The sequence below is a fragment of the Streptomyces sp. iso_384 genome, from assembly GCF_056172905.1.
Genome location: NZ_JBWBTT010000001.1, coordinates 2192343 through 2211580, shown reverse-complemented (window position 1 = coordinate 2211580; position 19238 = coordinate 2192343). Strand labels below are relative to the sequence as shown.

At 69.3% G+C, this 19238-nt stretch carries 19 protein-coding genes and 1 riboswitch; of the genes, 6 read left to right on the top strand and 13 right to left on the bottom strand.

Translation table 11 applies throughout. From position 1 onward, the window contains the following. Positions 1-21: 21 nt before the first annotated feature. Complete coding sequence (locus AC0VY3_RS09640; protein ID WP_003969643.1) at positions 22-264, bottom strand: hypothetical protein; 243 nt, start codon at positions 262-264, stop codon at positions 22-24. 194 nt (positions 265-458) lie between these two features. On the opposite strand from AC0VY3_RS09640, the gene AC0VY3_RS09635 reads away from it, so the two are divergent. Both AC0VY3_RS09635 and AC0VY3_RS09630 read left to right on the top strand, forming a co-directional pair. Further along, positions 459-1208, top strand: a complete 750-nt coding sequence (locus tag AC0VY3_RS09635; RefSeq protein ID WP_103509763.1) for a rhomboid family intramembrane serine protease — start codon at positions 459-461, stop codon at positions 1206-1208. Continuing rightward, positions 1205-1486 (top strand): Lrp/AsnC family transcriptional regulator, encoded by a 282-nt coding sequence (locus AC0VY3_RS09630; RefSeq protein WP_003969641.1) that lies wholly within the window; start codon positions 1205-1207, stop codon positions 1484-1486. Before AC0VY3_RS09635 ends, AC0VY3_RS09630 begins: the two co-directional genes overlap by 4 nt. 66 nt (positions 1487-1552) lie before the next feature. On the opposite strand, the gene AC0VY3_RS09625 is transcribed toward AC0VY3_RS09630, so the two are convergent. The 6 genes from AC0VY3_RS09625 to ctaE all read right to left on the bottom strand — a co-directional run bounded on the left by AC0VY3_RS09625 (position 1553) and on the right by ctaE (position 8942). Beyond that, entirely contained in the window at positions 1553-2971 is a 1419-nt protein-coding gene (locus AC0VY3_RS09625; RefSeq protein ID WP_475549418.1) for an aminotransferase class V-fold PLP-dependent enzyme, read from the bottom strand. Positions 2972-3349: 378 nt separating this feature from the next. Continuing rightward, a riboswitch (SAM riboswitch) is annotated at positions 3350-3467 on the bottom strand. Positions 3468-3573: 106 nt separating this feature from the next. Further along, complete coding sequence (gene trpD, locus AC0VY3_RS09620) at positions 3574-4638, bottom strand: anthranilate phosphoribosyltransferase (RefSeq protein ID WP_475549417.1); 1065 nt, start codon at positions 4636-4638, stop codon at positions 3574-3576. A 122-nt stretch (positions 4639-4760) separates the two neighbouring features. Then, positions 4761-6410, bottom strand: coding sequence for a cytochrome bc1 complex cytochrome b subunit (gene qcrB, locus AC0VY3_RS09615; RefSeq protein ID WP_103509766.1), 1650 nt, complete (start codon positions 6408-6410; stop codon positions 4761-4763). After that, the gene (qcrA, locus tag AC0VY3_RS09610) at positions 6407-7459 is read right to left on the bottom strand and encodes a cytochrome bc1 complex Rieske iron-sulfur subunit (protein ID WP_103509767.1); all 1053 of its coding nucleotides are present in this window, start codon (positions 7457-7459) and stop codon (positions 6407-6409) included. Before qcrA ends, qcrB begins: the two co-directional genes overlap by 4 nt. Next, entirely contained in the window at positions 7456-8265 is an 810-nt protein-coding gene (gene qcrC, locus AC0VY3_RS09605) for a cytochrome bc1 complex diheme cytochrome c subunit (RefSeq protein WP_103509768.1), read from the bottom strand. Before qcrC ends, qcrA begins: the two co-directional genes overlap by 4 nt. A 56-nt stretch (positions 8266-8321) precedes the next feature. Further along, complete coding sequence (gene ctaE / locus AC0VY3_RS09600) at positions 8322-8942, bottom strand: aa3-type cytochrome oxidase subunit III (RefSeq protein WP_030086558.1); 621 nt, start codon at positions 8940-8942, stop codon at positions 8322-8324. Positions 8943-9141: 199 nt separating this feature from the next. On the opposite strand from ctaE, the gene AC0VY3_RS09595 reads away from it, so the two are divergent. Then, complete coding sequence (locus AC0VY3_RS09595) at positions 9142-9543, top strand: DNA-binding transcriptional response regulator (protein ID WP_242740405.1); 402 nt, start codon at positions 9142-9144, stop codon at positions 9541-9543. A 58-nt stretch (positions 9544-9601) separates the two neighbouring features. Here AC0VY3_RS09595 and AC0VY3_RS09590 read toward each other — a convergent pair whose 3' ends face one another. The 4 genes from AC0VY3_RS09590 to ctaC form a co-directional block, all read right to left on the bottom strand. Next, positions 9602-10855 (bottom strand): L,D-transpeptidase, encoded by a 1254-nt coding sequence (locus tag AC0VY3_RS09590; protein WP_475549416.1) that lies wholly within the window; start codon positions 10853-10855, stop codon positions 9602-9604. Positions 10856-10996: 141 nt separating this feature from the next. Next, entirely contained in the window at positions 10997-11395 is a 399-nt protein-coding gene (locus AC0VY3_RS09585; protein ID WP_010057805.1) for a cytochrome c oxidase subunit 4, read from the bottom strand. After that, the gene (ctaD, locus tag AC0VY3_RS09580) at positions 11392-13128 is read right to left on the bottom strand and encodes an aa3-type cytochrome oxidase subunit I (RefSeq protein ID WP_032784633.1); all 1737 of its coding nucleotides are present in this window, start codon (positions 13126-13128) and stop codon (positions 11392-11394) included. Before ctaD ends, AC0VY3_RS09585 begins: the two co-directional genes overlap by 4 nt. Further along, the gene (gene ctaC / locus AC0VY3_RS09575; RefSeq protein ID WP_006123921.1) at positions 13125-14093 is read right to left on the bottom strand and encodes an aa3-type cytochrome oxidase subunit II; all 969 of its coding nucleotides are present in this window, start codon (positions 14091-14093) and stop codon (positions 13125-13127) included. Before ctaC ends, ctaD begins: the two co-directional genes overlap by 4 nt. 273 nt (positions 14094-14366) lie before the next feature. On the opposite strand from ctaC, the gene AC0VY3_RS09570 reads away from it, so the two are divergent. After that, complete coding sequence (locus AC0VY3_RS09570; protein WP_103509770.1) at positions 14367-15758, top strand: cysteine desulfurase/sulfurtransferase TusA family protein; 1392 nt, start codon at positions 14367-14369, stop codon at positions 15756-15758. Here the strand turns inward: AC0VY3_RS09570 and AC0VY3_RS09565 are convergent, their stop codons facing one another. Then, on the bottom strand, positions 15759-16733 hold the full coding sequence (locus AC0VY3_RS09565; RefSeq protein ID WP_103509771.1) for a carbohydrate kinase family protein: 975 nt from the start codon (positions 16731-16733) through the stop codon (positions 15759-15761). It lies immediately after the preceding gene. 156 nt (positions 16734-16889) lie between these two features. Here AC0VY3_RS09565 and AC0VY3_RS09560 point away from each other — a divergent pair, with 156 nt between their 5' ends. Together AC0VY3_RS09560 and AC0VY3_RS09555 are read left to right on the top strand one after the other, a co-directional pair. Continuing rightward, positions 16890-17087: a hypothetical protein gene (locus AC0VY3_RS09560; protein ID WP_030080661.1), complete on the top strand. Its 198-nt coding sequence runs from the start codon at positions 16890-16892 to the stop codon at positions 17085-17087. 197 nt (positions 17088-17284) lie between these two features. After that, entirely contained in the window at positions 17285-18724 is a 1440-nt protein-coding gene (locus tag AC0VY3_RS09555) for a hypothetical protein (RefSeq protein ID WP_475549415.1), read from the top strand. Between the two features lie 102 nt (positions 18725-18826). Here AC0VY3_RS09555 and AC0VY3_RS09550 read toward each other — a convergent pair whose 3' ends face one another. Then, a complete protein-coding gene (locus AC0VY3_RS09550; protein WP_003969624.1) occupies positions 18827-19183 on the bottom strand; it encodes a HesB/IscA family protein in 357 nt (118 codons plus the stop codon). Between the last annotated feature and the right edge of the window lie 55 nt (positions 19184-19238).

Sequence of the window (19238 nt, the reverse complement as noted above, 5' to 3'; positions counted from 1 at the left end):
TATGTCGAAGGGTGCGCTCCCTCAGGAAGCGGCACCCGGCCTGTCCACCAGTTCGATCTGATCCACCGCGTTGCACCAACGACAGCGGACCGACTCGATGGTCTCACTGACGACCTCCCGCTCCTCGACACTCGACTCACCGGCCAGGTCGAGGTGCACGTACTCCACGACCTTGGAGGAGCGGGTCACGTCGAAGCGCGTGAGGTTGCCGCACAGCGTGCAGCGCCAGCGGGTCGAGTCCGTCGGCAGGGGAACCGTCGTCATCGTCTGCGTCCTCTTTCGTCGTCTCCAGGAGCCCGCGCCGGGCGCGCCGCCGCGACTCCGCCTGTCTACGTCAAGGATCTCGCGGTGCGCCGTCGAACTGCGGAAGTCCTGGCGTAACCCTACGGCCTCGCGTATAGGCATCGGCACGGCGAGGCGCTCCGTCCCGTTCTCCGCCGGTACGTCATGCTCTGTACATGATCGAGTGGCGGCAGGCCGACTGGCGGACCACGGCGGGGAGGATCCGGGACGCGGCGGCGTCGAGCGGCGCCCCGGTCACGTACGGACTGATCGGCGTCTGCGGCGTGGTCTTCCTGATCAGCCCGCTCTCCGGGTTCGGCGGCGCCGTCCACCGGAGCGAGGACGCGCTGCTCGCCGCGCAGGCCGGGTACTTCGAGCGGTGGGGAGTGATCCCGGCGGAGCTGTGGGAGGGCTCCGCGCACGCCCTGATCACGCCGTTCACCGCGCTGTTCGTACACGGCAGCTGGCTGCACCTGCTGGGCAACCTGCTGTTCCTGTACGTGTTCGGCGCGATGGCCGAGGAGCGCATGGGCCGGGTGCAGTTCGCACTGTTCTACGTGGGCTGCGGCTATGTGGCGCTGGTCTGCTACGCGGCGGCGCACGCGGACTCCGGGCAGACGCTGGTCGGCGCGTCCGGCGCGATCTCCGCGGTGCTCGGCGCGTTCCTGTACCTCTTCCCGAAGACCCGGGTGACCAGCCTGTTCCCGTTCCTCTTCTTCCTGCCGCTGCGCTTTCCCGCCTGGATCGTGCTGGTCTTCTGGTTCGCCCTCCAGTGGGCGGCGGCGCAGGGCGCGGACGCCGGGCCGGGAGTGGCTTATCTGGCCCATGTGGCCGGGTTCGCGGTCGGGTTCCTGTACGCGTGGGTGCGTTATGGGCGGAGAGCTAGAGTGAGGGTTCCAGCCACCGAGGGAGACAGCCAGCCGTGATCACCGCGATCGTGCTCATCAAGACCAGCGTGGACCGGATTCCGGAGATCGCCGAGGCCATCGCCGCGCTGGACAGCGTCAGCGAGGTCTTCTCCGTCACCGGCACCTACGACCTGATCGCCATGGTCCGGGTCGCCCGGCACGACGACCTCGCCGATGTCATCCCCGGCCGGATCAGCAAGATCCCGGGCGTCGAGGGCACCGACACCCATGTGGCGTTCCGTACGTACTCCCAGCACGACCTGGAAGCGGCCTTCGCCATCGGCCTCGACGCGTAGGGCCTCGGCACACTTCGGCCGGGGACGGGCAGCGCGCCCGTCCCCGGCCGAAGTGGTTTCCAAGCCTCAGGCCTGCGCGGCCGCACCGCGGTCCGGAACGCAGCGGCCGTCCTCGGTGCGGTACTTCCACCGGGCGCCCTCGCGGACCAGCTCGGAGACCGCGCGCAGGAACCGGTCGATGTGCTCGTCGGGTGTACCGGCGCCGAAGCTGACGCGGATCGCGTTGAGCGAACGAAGTGAGGAGGGGGTCCCCCCGGCCGGAGGCTGGAGGAGCCCGCCCGGCTCGGCCTCGGGGGCGCCGCACTCGCCCGGGTCCTGCGGGTCGCTGCCGAGCAGGGTGCGCACCAGCGGGTGGGCGCAGAAGAGACCGTCGCGGACGCCGATGCCGTACTCGGCGGAGAGCGCGGCGGCGAAGTGCGAGCTGTTCCAGCCGCGCACCACGAAGGAGATGACGCCGACCCGGGGCGCGTCGTCGCCGAACAGCGAGAGCACCCGCACCTCGGGCACCGCGGCCAGACCCTCACGGACCCGGCCCACCAGCTCCTGCTCCCGGGCGACCAGGGAGTCGAAGCCCGCCTCGGTCAGGGCCTTGCAGGCGGAGGCGATGGAGTAGACACCGATGACGTTGGGCGAACCGGCCTCGTGGCGGGCGGCCGTGGTGTGCCAGTCGACGTCCACACCGCCGTCGGCGCGCCGGGCGACCTTGCGGGAGGCGCCGCCGCCGGCGAGGTACGGCTCGGCCGCCTGGAGCCAGTCGGCGCGGCCGGCCAGGACCCCGGAGCCGAAGGGCGCGTACAGCTTGTGGCCGGAGAACGCGACCCAGTCGACGTCCAGTTCGGCGATGTCCACCGGGTGGTGCGGGGCGAGCTGGGCGGCGTCCAGGACGATGCGGGCGCCGTGCGCGTGGGCGGCGGCGGCCAGTTCCCGCACCGGCCACAGCTCACCGGTCACATTGGAGGCGCCGGTGACGCAGACGAGGGCCGGGCCGTAGGGGTCGCGGTCGGCGAGCGCGCGTTCCAGGGTCTCCACCGCCTGGCCCGGGGTGCGGGGCGCGTCGAGGTAGGTGACCTGGGCGTCGCGCCAGGGCAGCAGGGAGGCGTGGTGCTCGGTCTCGTACACGAAGACCTGGCAGTCGGCGGGGATCGCGGCGGCCAGCAGATTGAGGGAGTCGGTGGTGGAGCGGGTGAAGACCACCTGGTCCTCGACGCGGCAGCCGAGGAACTCCGCGACCGTGCGGCGGCTGTTCTCGAAGAGGTCGGTGGAGAGCTGCGAGAGGTAGCCGGCGCCGCGGTGGACGCTGCCGTAGTACGGGGCGTACGCGGCGACGTCGTCCCAGACCCGCTGGAGGGCGGGGGCGCTGGCGGCGTAGTCGAGCGCGGCGTAGGTGACCTCACCGCCGGTGACGAGCGGAACGGTGACGTCCTGCCCCAGAACGGGCAGCGGGGTACAAACCGACGAGTCGAGGGCAGCGGTGGAGACAGACATGGCGAACTCCCGTAACAGGCAGGCGAATTCCACGCGCCTGCGGATACGCGACGGCGCGGAGAAGGAAGAAAGAAGGTGCGCTGAAGAAGGGCGGTCAGCACAGGGCGTGGAGAAGCCCTGGGACGAGCCCTAGGGCCTGTCGTCACCTTCCCGTCGTCGCCCGACGGCGGCCGGGCGGCGCATGATGCGTGCGATCGCAAGGCGCCGGAATGGCCTCGTAGCGGAGCTACCAGGGCATTTCGGCAACGCCGCGAGCGTGCGTGCCAGGTGCCGCCCGGCAGACGGGAAGGTGACGACAGGCCCTAGCGCATTCGCTTGCTCACAAGAGACTCCCTAGGGACCAGGACCCCGGGGGCTGACATCCGCTGGATGCCGAGGGGCCCGCGCTTGCCGCAGACCTCGCTGCCTACGGCCTGGTCTTCACCCGGGGCACCCCGCCACGGACGGAGGGTTGCCGGACAGCGGGCCGGGGCCGTAGTCGCTGTCACTCATGACCTGCGCAGCATCTTGCCATACGTGTCCACACGCGCAAGGGCGCGGTCCGGCATCCGGACCGCGCCCTGCGTCACACCGTGTGCTCCGGAGGTGTCTCTCCGGCGCGCTCAGGCGTTGCTGGCCGCGATCCAGCGCTCCAGCGCACGCTTGGCGGCTCCGGAGTCGATGGCCTCGGCCGCCACCGCGATCTTCGCCGCGAGCTGCTCGGCCAGCGGGCCGGCTCCCGGGTCCAGGGCGACCAGGGCGGCCGCCGAGTTGAGCAGCACCGCTTCCCGTACCGCACCCGTCTCGCCGTCCAGCAGGCGGCGGGCCACATCGGCGTTGTACGAGGCGTCGGCGCCGCGCAGCGCCTCGACGGGCACGATGGGCAGCCCGACGTCGCGCGGGTCGAAGGCCTCCTCGCGGACCGCGCCGTCGCGGACCACCCAGACCCGGGAGGTGGCGGTGGTGGTCAGCTCGTCGAGCCCGTCGTCGCCGCGGAAGACCAGCGCGGAGTTGCCCCGGTCGGCGAGCACGCCCGCGACGATGGGCGCCATCCGGGCGTCGGCGACGCCGACCGCCTGGGCACGCACCTGGGCCGGGTTGGTGAGGGGGCCCAGGATGTTGAACGTGGTCTGCGCGCCGAGCTCCTTGCGGGCCTTGGCGGCGTACCGCAGGGCGGGGTGGAACTTCACGGCGAAGCAGAAGGTGATGCCCGCCGCCTCGGCGACCTCGACGACCCGCTGCGGGGTCAGCTCCAGGTTGACGCCGAGCTTCTCCAGTACGTCGGAGGAGCCGCTCGCGGAGGAGGCGGCGCGGTTGCCGTGCTTGACGACCTTGGCGCCGGTGCCGGCGATGACGATCGCGGACATGGTCGAGATGTTGACCGTCTTGGCGAGGTCGCCGCCGGTGCCGACGATGTCGACGGTGCGGCCGGGCACCTGGATGGTGTTGGCGTGGGCGTACATCGCGCGGACGAGTCCGGTGACCTCGTCGACGGTCTCGCCCTTGGCCCGCAGCGCGACGGCGAACCCGGCGATCTGCGCGTCGGTGGCCTCGCCGCTCATGATGCGGTCCATGGCCCAGGCGGTCTCGTCGGAGCTGAGGTTCTCGCCGCGCAGCAGGGGGTTCAGGAGGCCGGGCCAGGAGTGGGCCGCCACGCTGTCGCCGCCGTTCGGGGTCACAACGTTCATGGTCCGCTCCAGGGTCCACAGCCGGTCAGGAAGATGGCTCCACCCTATCCAGCCGGGGGGACCGCGAAGAGCCCCGTCCATCGAATGGACGGGGCTCTCACGGTGGCGATCAGGTCGGGCGATCAGTGGTGGCCGTGGCCCTCGCTGATCTCCTTGTACTCCTCGGGGGTTGCCTTGGGGATCTGGTTCCCCTCGGCGAAGTACCCCTTGCTGAGCTTGGCGCGCAGCTTCTGCACCGGGGAGATCTTGCGCTTGACGCCGTTCTCGTCGACCGCGGGGCCGAGTTCGAGCGGCGTGTACTGCTCGTGCGCCGTGAGCGTGTGCAGCTGCTCCTGGCTGAGCGGCTCGTGGATCTCGACGAACTCACCGTGCGGCAGGCGCTTGATGATGCCGGTCTCGCGACCGTGCAGCACCTTCTCCCGGTCGCGGCGCTGGAGGCCGAGGCAGATCCGCTTGGTGATGATGAACGCGATGACCGGTCCGGCGAAGAAGAAGATCCGGACGAACCAGGTGATCGAGTTGATCGACAGGTGGAAGTGCGTGGCCCACAGGTCGTTTCCACCGCCTACGAGGCCGATGAAGTACGCCGTGATCCAGGCGACGCCGAACGCGGTCCGGGTCGGGGCGTTGCGCGGGCGGTCCAGGATGTGGTGCTCGCGCTTGTCGCCGGTGACCCAGGACTCGATGAACGGGTAGAGCGCGATGGCACCGAGCACCAGGCCGAAGCCGACCAGCGGGATGAACACGCCCAGCACGAGCGTGTGGCCCCACAGGTTGATCTCCCAGCCCGGCATCACACGCACCAGACCCTCGGCGAAGCCCATGTACCAGTCGGGCTGGGCGCCGGTGGACACCTGGTCGACGCGGTACGGACCGAGCGCCCAGATCGGGTTGATCGTGGCGATGGCCGAGATGACCGCGATGACGCCGAAGACGAGGAAGAAGAACCCTCCGGCCTTCGCCATGTACACGGGCAGCAGCGGCATGCCGACGACGTTCTTGTTGGTCCGGCCGGGACCCGCGAACTGCGTGTGCTTGTGGTAGAAGACCAGGATCAGGTGCGCCACCAGCAGGCCGAGCATGATGCCCGGCAGCAGCAGGATGTGGATCGAGTAGAACCGGGCCACGAAGTCGTGGCCGGGGAACTCGCCGCCGAACAGGAACATCGAGATGTACGTACCGACGATCGGCACGGACAGGATCGCGCCCTGGGTGAAGCGGACACCCGTACCGGAGAGCAGGTCGTCCGGGAGGGAGTAGCCGGTGAACCCGGTGAACATGCCGAGCACGAACAGCAGGAAGCCGAACAGCCAGTTGATCTCGCGCGGCTTGCGGAAGGCGCCCGTGAAGAAGACGCGCATCATGTGCACGAACATGCCGGCCAGGAAGATCAGCGCGGCCCAGTGGTGGATCTGCCGGACGAGCAGACCGCCGCGGACCTCGAAGCTGATCTTCAGGGTCGAGGCGTAGGCCTCGGACATCCGGATGCCCTGCATGGGCTCGTACGGACCGTGGTAGACGATCTCGCCCATGCTCGGCTGGAAGAACAGCGTCAGATACACACCCGTGAGGATGATGATGATGAAGCTGTAGAGGCAGACCTCACCGAGCATGAAGGACCAGTGGTCCGGGAAGATCTTGCGCATGTTGGCCTTGGCCAGGCCGTAGATGCCCAGCCGGCCGTCCGCCCAGTCGGCCACCCGCTCGCCGGCCGGAGCCTTGCGTCCGCTCGCCGGTTCGGCGGCCGAGGGGTTCTTTGTCGCAGTACTCATCCGCGCTCCCAGAAGGCAGCACCGACGGGCTCGTCGAAGTCGCCGAGCGCCTCGAGGTTGCCCTCGCTGTTGACACCGATCCGCAGCTGCGGAAGGGGGTGGCCGGCCGGACCGAAGATGACGCGAGCGCCGTCGGAGAGGTCGAAGGTGGACTGGTGGCACGGGCAGAGCACGTGGTGCGTCTGCTGCTCGTACAGGCTGATCGGGCAGCCGACGTGGGTGCAGATCTTGGAGAACGCGACGATGCCCTCGTGGGCCCAGGCCAGCTGGCGCTTGTCCTTGATGTCGTCCGGCTCGATGCGGACGATCATCAGGGCGGCCTTGCCCATCTGCGTCTGGAAGTCGTGCGCCTCCGGGTCGAGCCCCTCGGGCATGGCGAAGGCCAGCGACCCGACGGTGATGTGCTCGGGGCGCAGCGGCTTCATCGTGTTCATGTTGATGAGCTGCTTGCCCTCCGCCCAGAGGGTGTTGCGGAGCTTCTTCTCCGGCAGCGGACCGAGGTCGCGCAGCAGGACCACACCGGAGAGCGGCACCAGGGCCAGCGCACCGAACATGGTGTTGCGGATCAGCTTGCGACGGCCGATCGCGGACTCCTCGGCACCGGCCGCGAAGTCGGCCATGACCTGGGCCTTGACCTCGGGCGTGGCCTCGATCGGGTGCCGGTCGGCGGCGACCTCGACGTCGGACATCAGGGTGCGCGCCCAGTGGACGGCGCCCGCTCCGATGAAGAAGAGCGCCGCGCCCAGGGTGAGCCCCAGGGAGAAGTTGAGCGCGCTCACGTGGCCGAAGGGCCAGATGTAGACGATCTTGTCCACCGGGAAGATGACGTAGGAGGCGATGAAGCCCACCGTCGCCAGCATCGAGAGGGTGAACATGAACGCGACGGCGCGCTCCGAGCGGTTCGCGGCGCGTTCGTCGAGGTCCTGGATGCGCGGCTGGTGGGCCGGCAGTCCCGGGTCGGCGAACGGGTCGTCCGTACCCTCGACCGCGCCGTGCGCGGTCTCCTGCACCACGGGCAGGCTGTCTTCTGGAATCTGTTGGCTACTCATGACTTCTTGGCCTTAGCGGTGTGGGCCGCGACCCAAACGGCGACTGCGACGAGCGCGCCGAGTCCGAAGATCCAGGCGAACAGACCTTCGCTGACCGGACCGAGACCGCCGAGGGCCAGGCCGCCGGGGCTCTCCGTCTCGTCACCGTTCACGGACTCGATGTACGCGATGATGTCCTTCTTCTCCTGCTCCGGCATCGTCGTGTCGGGGAAGGAGGGCATGCTCTGCGGGCCGGTCTGCATGGCCTCGTAGATGTGCTTCGGGCTCACGCCTTCGAGGTCGGGGGCGTACTTGCCCTCGGTCAGGGCGCCGCCCTTACCGGTGAAGTTGTGGCACTGGGCGCAGTTGGTGCGGAACAGTTCGCCGCCGTTGGCGACGTTCGCGCCCGACGGGTCGACCTGCTTGTCGGTCGGCGTGACCGGACCGGCGCCGAGCGACGCGATGTACGCCGCGAGCTGGTCGATCTCCGCCTGGGTGTAGATGACCTTCTTCTTCGGTACCTGGGCGCCCGGCTGCTGCGCGGGCATACGGCCCGTACCGACCTGGAAGTCGACGGCGGCGGAGCCCACGCCCACGAGGGACGGCCCGTCGGTGGTGCCCTGACCGCCGGTTCCGTGGCAGCTGGCGCAGCCTACGGAGTAGAGCTTCTTGCCCTCTTCGATGGCGAGGGACTGGGCGGTTTCATCGGCCTGCGCCTTGCCCGCAGGCGCAAACGCGGCGTACAGCCCCCCGGTGGCCGCCAGCGCGAGGAGTAGTACGACGACCGCCGCCAGCGGATGGCGTCGTCGTGCGGAGAGCTTTTTCACGGATTACCCCGGTGTCAGGATCTTCTGCGTCGATGGTGGGCGGGTGCGAGCCCCGGTTACTTGATCATGTAGATCGTTGCGAACAGGCCGATCCATACGACATCGACGAAGTGCCAGTAGTAGGACACGACGATGGCGGCGGTGGCCTGATCGTGGGTGAACCTCTTGGCCGCGTACGTTCTGCCGAGGACCAGCAGGAAGGCGATGAGACCGCCTGTCACGTGCAGACCGTGGAAGCCGGTGGTCAGGTAGAACACCGAGCCGTACGGGTCGGACGAGAGGGAGAGCCCCGCGTCCTTGACCAGCTCGGTGTACTCCAGGACCTGGCCGCCGATGAAGATCGCACCCATCACGAACGTGATGATGAACCAGGTGCGGAGCTTCTTCACATCGCCCCGCTCGGCGGCGAAGACGCCGAGCTGGCAGGTGAGTGAGGAGAGCACCAGGATCGTGGTGTTCGTCGCCGAGAACGGGAAGTTCAGATGGCCGGCCATCTCCTTCCAGTAATCGGGTCCCATCACCGATCGCAGGGTGAAGTACATCGCGAAGAGGGCCGCGAAGAACATCAGCTCGGAACTCAACCAGATGATGGTTCCGACGCTGGTGAGGTTCGGCCGATTGACCGACGGGTGCGCGTGCCCGGTTTCTACTGTCGTTGCTGTCGCCACGACCGACATTATGTCGGTCGCTTATCCCGCCCTCACCCCGGGGGGTGCCGTTCGGTGTGTCCGTACCGTCTGCAGGGGTCCTGCCCTGCGCCGAACGGCCCATCGAATCGTCGTCATTACCGGTGCTGACGGCCGGTCGGGCGGAGTACGATCCGCGCATCGGTTCATGCCCCGAGAGCCCCGACGACGTCGATGTCACGGAGGAACAATGCAGGCGACCGCCACGGTCCTGGTCTACAGCGACGACGCCAACATCCGCGAGCAGGTGAGGCTGGCAGCCGGTCGCAGGCCTGCCGCGGACGTTCCACCGGTGGAGTTCCTGGAGTGCGCGACGCTCCCGGCCGTCCTGAAGGCGCTGGACGGCGGCGGTGTCGACGTCTGTGTGCTGGACGGCGAGACGGCTCCCATCGGCGGCATGGGCGTCTGCCGCCAGATCAAGGACGAGATCTTCCGCTGCCCGCCGGTGCTCCTGCTGATCGGCCGCCCGCAGGACGCGTGGCTGGCCACCTGGAGCCGTGCGGACGCCGCTGTGACGCTCCCGGTGGACCCGGTGGAGTTCGCCGACGCGCTGGCGGCGCTGCTGCGCCACCGGCTCGCCGTGGAGGCCTGAGCGGCCCCTGTGCCCCGCTGAGGGCCGTTCAGCACAGCGGGGCACTACCCGGCCCGGGTCAGACGTGGGGACGCAGCCGGGCGGCCTGGAGGGTCTGCGGGCTGTCCGGCGCCCCTTCGTTCAGGGCGCTGCCCTTCTGCCACTTCTCCCAGGAGAGGTTCCAGTCGCCGAACCCGTTGCCGAACGGGTCCATGTCCTCGCCGGCGCTGCCGACGACCTTGACGATGTCACCCTCGCGCACGGTGTCGAAGAACCATTCGGCGTTGCTCGTGCTCATGCCGGTGCAGCCGTGGCTGACGTTGGCGTTGCCCTGGGAGCCCGTGGACCAGGGGGCGGCGTGGACGTACTCGCCGCTCCAGGTCACCCGGGTGGCCCAGTAGACCGGCAGGTCGTACGACTCCGAGGAGCCGGCCGCGATGCCGATGCTCTCGCCGCGCATACGGACGAACTGCTCCTTGGCGAGCACCACCTTGACCCCGTTGCGGGTGGAGAAGCCGGGCTTGCCGGTGGTGACCGGAATGGTGTTGATCACTTCTCCGTTGCGGTACACCGTCAGGCTGTGGTTCGCGGCGTCGGTGACGGCCTCGATGCGGTCGCCGGTGGTGAGCTTGAGCGGCTTGGCCTCGGCTCCGTAGAGCGCGTTGGTCACCTTGATGCCCGCCAGGTTGGAGCGCACCTCGATGGTGGCGTTCGCCGGCCAGTACTCCTTCGGACGGTAGTGCAGTTTCTTGTCGTCGACCCAGTACCAGGAGCCGGTGACCGCCGGGGTTGAGCGGACCTTCAGGGCGCGCTCGACGGTGGCCCTGGCCGCCTTGTCGGTGATCGGAGCGCTGAGTTCCGCCGTGATGGGCTGTCCGACGCCGTAGGTGCCCGCCTCCGGGCCGAAGGCGACCTTCAGCAGCTTCTTGGGCGAGGAGGTGTCGAAGGAGAGCGTACGGACGCCTGGGGCGCCGTCGCTGTTCTCGGTGGAGACCCTGACGGTGTATCCGGTGCCGGCCGCGAGCGGGGCGGTGGAGCGCCAGCGCTTCCCGTCTGCGGAGAGCTCCCCCGCGAGGTGGCGGCCGCCGGTGTCCACGGCGCTGACGTCGGTGATGCGCCCGTCGTCACCCTTGACGGTGACTTCCAGGGGCTTGTCGGGGTCGGCCTTCTCCTTCTTGGAGGGGCCGTTGAAGGAGACCTGGTCGCCCGCGTCGTAAGGCTTCGTCGAGAGCGGGTGGCCGTCGGGTGAGCCACAGGCGGTCGCACCCGCGGCGAGGGTCACGACCAGCAGGGTGCAGCTCACTACGGTGCGGATGCGAGGCGTGTGGTTCATGCCGTCCACGCTAAGAAGGTTCATCCGTTCCAGCGCGTTCAGTGACTCCGAACGAGCGAAAGGCCCGCGTCGCCTTCGGCGATGCGGGCCTTTCGTGGTGTATCGCGTGTCACCACAGACGCGGTGGCACGTAGTGCGGTGTCACTGGGTGCGGTTCTCGCCCCGGTAGTACTCGAAGACCCAGCCGAAGAGGCCGATCAGGAGCAGGGGGGCGGAGAAGTACAGGAGCCACCAGCCGAAGACGACGCCCATGAAGGCGAAGGCTCCGCCGACCGCCAGGGAGAGCGGCTGCCAGCTGTGCGGGGAGAAGAACCCCAGCTCGCCCGCCTCGTCGGCGACGTCGGCCTCCTTGTTGTCCTGGGCCATCGCGTCGACCCGGTTGGCCGTGAAGGCCAGGTAGAAGCCGATCATGATGGCCAGGCCGAAGGCCAGGAAGAGGGCCGTGGTGCCGACCGGCTCCTTCGACCACACGCCGTACACGACGGCCATGCCGAGGATGAAGACGCTCAGCCAGATGAACATCTGTCCCTGGATCTTCACTTGCCTGCCTCCTTGCCGCCGGCCAGAGCCTTGTCCGACTCGGAGTCATGGCCGAGCTGCTCCAGCGCGGTGATCTCCGGGTGGTGCAGGTCGAACGCCGGGGATTCGGAACGGATCCGCGGCAGGGTGAGGAAGTTGTGCCGCGGCGGCGGGCAGGAGGTCGCCCACTCCAGCGAACGGCCGTAACCCCACGGGTCGTCGACCTCGATCTTCTTGCCGTACTTCGCGGTCTTCCAGACGTTGTAGAAGAACGGGAGCATCGACAGGCCGAGCAGGAACGAGGAGATCGTCGAGATCGTGTTCAGCGCGGTGAAGCCGTCGGCGTCGAGGTAGTCCGCGTAACGCCGCGGCATGCCCTCGGCACCGAGCCAGTGCTGCACCAGGAACGTGCCGTGGAAGCCCACGAACAGCGTCCAGAACGTGATCTTGCCGAGCCGCTCGTCCAGCATCTTGCCGGTGAACTTCGGCCACCAGAAGTGGAATCCGGAGAACATCGCGAAGACCACGGTGCCGAAGATGACGTAGTGGAAGTGCGCGACGACGAAGTACGAGTCGGAGACGTGGAAGTCCATCGGGGGCGAGGCGAGGATGACGCCGGTCAGACCACCGAAGGTGAAGGTGATCAGGAAGCCGACGGCCCAGAGCATCGGTGTCTCGAAGGACAACGACCCCTTCCACATCGTTCCGATCCAGTTGAAGAACTTCACGCCTGTTGGTACGGCGATGAGGAACGTCATGAAGGAGAAGAACGGCAACAGCACACCGCCGGTGACGTACATGTGGTGCGCCCACACCGTCACGGAAAGGCCGGCGATGGCGATCGTCGCGGCGATCAGACCGATGTAGCCGAACATCGGCTTGCGGCTGAAGACCGGGATGACCTCGGAAATGATGCCGAAGAATGGCAACGCGATGATGTACACCTCTGGGTGTCCGAAGAACCAGAAGAGGTGTTGCCAGAGCAATGCGCCGCCATTGGCGGAGTCGAAGATATGCGCACCGAATTTACGGTCCGCCTCCAGCGCGAAGAGCGCGGCGGCGAGAACCGGGAAGGCCAGCAGGACCAGAACACCGGTCAGCAGGACGTTCCAGGTGAAGATCGGCATGCGGAACATCGTCATGCCGGGGGCGCGCATGCAGATGATCGTGGTGATGAAGTTGACCGAGCCGAGGATCGTGCCGAAGCCGGAGAAGGCCAGACCCATGATCCACATGTCGGCGCCGACGCCCGGCGAACGGACCGCGTCCGAGAGCGGGGAGTAGGCGAACCAGCCGAAGTCGGCCGCACCCTGCGGGGTGAGGAAGCCCGCCACCGCGATGAGCGAACCGAAGAGGTACAGCCAGTACGCGAACATGTTCAGCCGCGGGAACGCCACGTCGGGCGCGCCGATCTGCAGCGGCATGATCCAGTTCGCGAATCCGGCGAACAGCGGCGTCGCGAACATCAGCAGCATGATCGTGCCGTGCATCGTGAACGCCTGGTTGAACTGCTCGTTCGACATGATCTGCGTGCCCGGACGGGCCAGCTCGGCGCGCATGAAGAGCGCCATGAGTCCGCCGATGCAGAAGAACACGAACGAGGTGACCAGGTAGAGCGTACCGATCGTCTTGTGGTCGGTGGTGGTCAGCCACTTCACGACGATGTTTCCCGGCTGCTTGCGCCGCACGGGCAGTTCGTCCTCGTACGAGTCGTCTGCCGGAGCGGCACCCTGAGGTTCGTTGAGGATGCTCACAGTTGGTTCTTCTCCGCATTCCTGGCCGGGTCCGTCTGCGCGATGCCTGCCGGCACGTAGCCCGTCTGACCCTTCTCAGCCAGCTCCTTGAGGTGCTGCTGGTAACGCTCGGGGGAGACGACCTTGACGTTGAAGAGCATCCGGGAGTGGTCGACGCCGCAGAGCTCGGCGCACTTGCCCATGAAGGTGCCCTCGCGGTTGGGGGTCACCTCGAACACGTTGGTGTGGCCCGGAATGACGTCCTGCTTCATGAGGAACGGCACCACCCAGAAGGAGTGGATGACGTCACGCGAAGTGAGGACGAAGCGGACCTTCTCCCCCTTCGGCAGCCACAGGGTCGGGCCCGGGTTCCCGTTCTGCGGGTTGCGGGTCCCGGGGATGCCCACGTCGTAGACGCCGCCGGCGCCCTCGGGGAAGTCCTTCTGGAACTTGTCGGGGATGGCGTTGAGCTCCTTGGGGACCTCGGGGCCCGCTGCGGGCTGGCCATCCACCTTCTCGATGTAGTTGAAGCCCCAGCTCCACTGGAAGCCGACCACGTTGATGGTGTGGGCCGGCTTGTCGGAGAGCTCGAGGAGCTTCGACTCATCACGCGCGGTGAAGTAGAAGAGCACCGAGACGATGATGAGGGGAACCACTGTGTACAACGCCTCGATGGGCATGTTGTACCTGGTCTGCGGAGGTACCTCCACCTTGGTCCGGCTACGCCGGTGGAAGAAGACGCTCCAGAGGATCAGCCCCCAGACAAGGACACCCGTGACGAGCGCTGCCGCCCACGAGCCTTGCCAGAGGGAGAGGATCCGAGGGGCCTCTTCCGTTACCGGTGTGGGCATTCCGAGGCGGGGAAAATCCTCCCAGTTGTATGAACAACCGGAGGCTGTCGCCAGGACCAGGCCCGCAGTCAGCACCTGCGGCAGCTTCCGCCGCATCGGGCGCCGCGACGAGCGGTCGGAGCCGTTGGGACTCACGTAGCGCCTTCCCGAGAGTCTCGCCCGCACGGTCGGCGCGCCCGTATGTCTCTGGTCGGTCGCCGGCCCTGACGCGGGCAGGGGTTTGGATGTTTATGCGGACCAAACCCTACTGGACGCTATTTGGGGTCGCGCGGGGAGGGTGCCCAACGCGCCGCCCGACACCCCCTGGGGATGGAATCCGGCCCTCCGGCCCTCATCTGACGGCCACTCGCCCGTCCGGAGGGGGCGGCACCCGCCGAGGTGGGGCCGGGTGCGGGCTAGCGTGGCGGGGTGCCCTACTTCGATGCCGCCTCCGCCGCCCCCCTGCACCCCGTCGCACGCCAGGCGCTGCTTGCCGCGCTCGACGAGGGCTGGGCCGATCCCGCCCGGCTGTACCGGGAGGGGCGGCGGGCCCGGCTGCTGCTGGACGCGGCCCGGGAGGCGGCGGCCGAGGCCGTCGGATGCCGCCCGGACGAGCTGGTCTTCACCTCCTCCGGGACGACGGCGGTGCACGCCGGAATTGCCGGGGCTCTTTCGGGGCGTCGGCGTGTCGGCCGCCATCTGGCCCTCTCCGCGGTCGAACACTCGTCGGTACTCCATTCGGCTGCGGCCCACGAGGCGGCGGGCGGCTCGTTCAGCGAGGTCCCGGTGGAGCGGTCCGGGGCGGTGGACCCGGCGGTGTTCGGCGGGGCGCTGCGGGCGGACACCGCGCTGGCCTGTCTCCAGTCGGCCAACCACGAGGTGGGCACCGAGCAGCCGGTGGCCGAGGTCGCCGCGCTCTGTGCGGAGGCCGGGGTGCCGCTGCTGGTGGACGCGGCCCAGTCGCTCGGCTGGGGGCCGGTCCCGGCGGGCTGGTCGCTGCTGACGGCGAGCGCGCACAAGTGGGGCGGTCCGGCCGGGGTCGGGCTGCTCGCGGTCCGCAAGGGGACGCGCTTCTCGCCCCAAGGTCCGGCCGGGGAGCGGGAGTCGGGGCGGGCGCCGGGGTTCGAGAACCTGCCGGCGATCGTGGCGGCGGCCGCCTCGCTGCGCGCGGTACGGGACGAGGCGGCGGCGGAGGCGGTGCGGCTGCGGGCCCTGGTGGACCGGATCCGGTCGGTGGTGGCCGAGCGGGTGCCCGATGTCGAGGTGGTGGGCGATCCGGAGCGGCGGCTGCCGCATCTGGTCACCTTCTCCTGTCTTTATGTCGACGGGGAGACCCTGCTGCACGAGCTGGACCGTAGGGAATTTTCCGTATCGTCCGGTTCGTCCTGCACCAGCAGCACCCTGACACCGAGCCATGTGCTCAAGGCGATGGGGGTGCTCTCGGAGGGGAACGTCCGGGTGTCGCTGCCACCGGGCACGGCCGGGGCGGACGTGGACCGCTTCCTGGAGGTCCTGCCGGGGGTGGTGGCCGAGGTACGCGAGCGGCTCGGCGCTCCGGTCGCCCCGCGCTCGACGCCTCCCTCCCCCGGTCCCGCCGCGTCCCTGGTGGTCGACGCGCTGGGCCGGCGCTGCCCGATCCCGGTGATCGAACTCGCAAAGGTGATCGGAGAGGTAGCGGTGGGCGCCACGGTGACGGTGCTCGCCGACGACGAGGCGGCCCGGCTGGACATCCCGGCCTGGTGCGAGATGCGCGGCCAGGAGTACGTGGGCGAGGAGCCGGCGGACCGGGGCTCGGCCTATGTGGTCCGCCGGCTCGGCTGATCAGGCCAGATGCCGGCGGACGTCGGCGGCGGCCTCGTGACCGTAGGCCTTGGTGAAGCGGTCCATGAAGTGGGTGCGGCGCAGGGTGTACTCCTGGGTGCCGACCGTCTCGATCACCAGGGTGGCGAGCATGCAGCCGACCTGGGCGGCGCGCTCCAGGCCGACGCCCCAGGCGAGGCCGGAGAGGAAGCCGGCCCGGAAGGCGTCGCCGACGCCGGTGGGGTCGGCCTTGGTCTCCTCCTCGGGGCAGCCGACCTCGATGACCGGCTCGCCGACCCGCTCGATCCGGACACCGCGGGCGCCGAGGGTGGTGACACGGTGGCCGACCTTGGCGAGGATCTGCTCGTCGCTCCAGCCGGTCTTGGACTCGATGAGCCCCTTCTCGTACTCGTTGGAGAAGAGGTAGGTGGCGCCGTCGAGGAGGATGCGGATCTCGTCGCCGTCCATCCGCGCGATCTGCTGCGAGAAGTCGGCGGCGAACGGGATGTTCCGGGAGCGGCACTCCTCGGTGTGGCGGAGCATCGCCTCCGGGTCGTCGGCGCCGATGGAGACGAGGTCCAGGCCGCCGACGCGGTCGGCGACGCTCTTCAGCTCGATGAGGCGGGCCTCGCTCATCGCGCCCGTGTAGAAGGAGCCGATCTGGTTGTGGTCGGAGTCGGTGGTGCAGACGAAGCGGGCGGTGTGCAGCACTTCGGAGATCCGGACCGAGCCGGTCTCGACGCCGTGCCGGTCGAGCCAGGCGCGGTACTCGTCGAAGTCGGATCCGGCGGCGCCGACCAGGATCGGGCGGGTGCCGAGCAGGCCCATCCCGAAGCAGATGTTGGCGGCGACACCGCCCCGGCGCACATCGAGGTTGTCGACCAGGAAGGACAGGGAGACCGTGTGCAGCTGATCCGCGACCAGCTGGTCGGCGAAGCGGCCGGGGAAGGTCATGAGGTGGTCAGTGGCGATCGAGCCGGTGACTGCAATACGCACGGGGAGGCTACTCCTGCGGAAGGCGAAGGGCCGTGAGTGCGCCCTCCGGGACGACGTGACAGTTCACGCTACCGGGTGAGCCGATGGCCAGGAAAAGGGAAAACTACCTGATAGTAGGGCTTTCTACCTGAGCTCGACCGTGGTTACGGTGCGGATATGTCGAAGCACACCGCATTGCCCGAGTCGGAATTGAGCCTGGCCGCACTGCGCGGAGACTGCGCGCGGATGGCTCCGCACTGGACGGCGCCGGTGAAGAGCGCACCGGTTCCGGTGAAGCCGTCCCTGATCAACGGGGTGACGGTGCCGCCCTCGTCGGCGCGGCTGATCGACGCGATGTCCGAGTACGGCGACTGAGGGCGGACCCGGCCGGGCCGGACGACACCGTGTTTCGGCCCTTTCGTTGCAGGTTCCGGCGAGAACCGTACGGTGCCCGCGTCCGGGCCGCCGTCGGCCGGGGGAACCGCACGCTCCTCTGTTCCGTCCCATCGGTGTCCCCGTCCGGGGGCACGCGGTAGGCACCGCGACGGCAACGCAGTCGAAGGAGCGATCCGGTGAGCACCGAGCGACCCGACAACGACGTGACCGGCCCCCGGCGGCGGCGTCCGCCGCTCGTGGTGGCCTCGGTGGCCGCGGCCGTGCTGCTGGCCGGGGGCGGCGGGGCGTACTGGGCCTCGACCGCTTCGGGCGACGGCGGCAGGGCGGACAGCGGTGCGGCGGCCAAGGGCGAGGCACCGCCGCTGGCCCTGGACGCCGCCGCGGACGGCCCGGACCGGGCCGCCTCGTCCTCCGACACCCCTCCCCCGGGCATCGCCCCCGGTGAACCGGATCCGGGTGGCCCGCCCGTGACCTACCGGACCGACGGCGACCTCCCGGACGGCCCGGACGAGGCGGCCGTCCACCATGCGAAGGGCACGGTCGCGTCGGCCGATGTCGCCCGGCTGGCGAAGGCGCTGGGCATCCCGGGCTCGCCGCGTACCGAGGGCGCGTCCTGGGTCGTCGGCGACGACGACGGCCCCGGTGCGCTCCTGAAGGTGACGAAGCAGGCGCCGGGCACCTGGACGTTCGCCCGCACCACCCCCACCGAGCCGTGCGAGCCGGGGAAGATGTGCGCGAACGGGCCCACGGAGCCGGGCGGCGACCCGGTGAGCGAGAAGGCGGCGAAGGCCGCCGCGGTCCCGGTGCTCAAGGCGGCCGGACAGGACGACGCGGCGCTGAACGCGGGCCAGCTGATGGGCGACGTCCGGGTGGTGAACGCCGATCCGAAGATCGACGGGCTGCCGACGTACGGCTGGTCGACCGGGGTCCAGGTGGGCCCGGACGGCAAGGTGACCGGCGGCAGCGGACACCTCAAGGCGCTGGAGAAGGGCGCCACCTATCCGACGGCCGGCGCGGAGGAGGCGCTGAAGCAGCTGAACGCGGCGAGCCGGGGCAAGGGCGACGCCTCCGGTGACATCGGCGGCTGCGCCACCCCCGTCCCGCTGGAGGGTGAGCAGAAGTCCCCGTCGGACCCGCAGTGCGTGCCGTCGAACGGCAAGCGGGCCCCGGTGACGCAGACGGTCGAGGACGCGGTGTTCGGCCTGGCGCTGCACTACGTGGACGGCCGGCAGACGCTGGTGCCGTCCTGGCTGTTCACGGTCCGGCAGGCGCCGGGCGGTCCCGAGCACACGGTCACGCAGGTCGCCGTGGACCCGGAGTTCATCGAGAAGCCGGAGACGCCGACGCCCTCCGGGGACCGGAAGGTGACCTCGTACGGCGCGGACGGGCGGACCCTTGAGGTGACCTTCTGGGGCGGTGTGTGCAGCACGTACACGGCGAGCGCCCAGGAGAGCGCGGGCCAGGTCCGGATCTCGGTCACGGAGAAGCCGCAGGAGGGCAAGAAGGCCTGCATCATGATCGCCAAGGAGCTGACCCGGACGGTGACGCTGGAGAAGCCGCTGGGCGACCGTACGGTGATCGACGCGGCCTCGGGCGGTGCGGTGCCGCGCGGCTGACGCCGACGGTGACTGACGCGCCGACGCGGCATACGTACGGCGGCGGCCCCGGGAGTGGTTCCCGGGGCCGCCGCCGTATGCCGTGTGTCCCGCCCCCGGCGTTTAGCTGAAGGAGTCGCCGCAGGCGCAGGAGCCGGTGGCGTTCGGGTTGTCGATCGTGAAGCCCTGCTTCTCGATGGTGTCGACGAAGTCGATGGAGGCGCCGCCCAGGTACGGGGCGCTCATCCGGTCGGTGACGACCTTGACGCCGTCGAAGTCCTTCACGACGTCACCGTCGAGCGAACGCTCGTCGAAGAAGAGCTGGTAGCGCAGGCCCGAGCAACCGCCGGGCTGAACGGCGACGCGCAGCGCCAGGTCCTCGCGGCCTTCCTGCTCCAGCAGGCCCTTGACCTTGGCGGCGGCGGCGTCGGACAGGAGGATGCCGTCGCTCACGGTGGTGGTCTCGTCCGATACGGACATCTGCTTCTCTCCCGGGTTGTACGGACTGCTTGCCGACGGTTCAACCGCCTCGGCC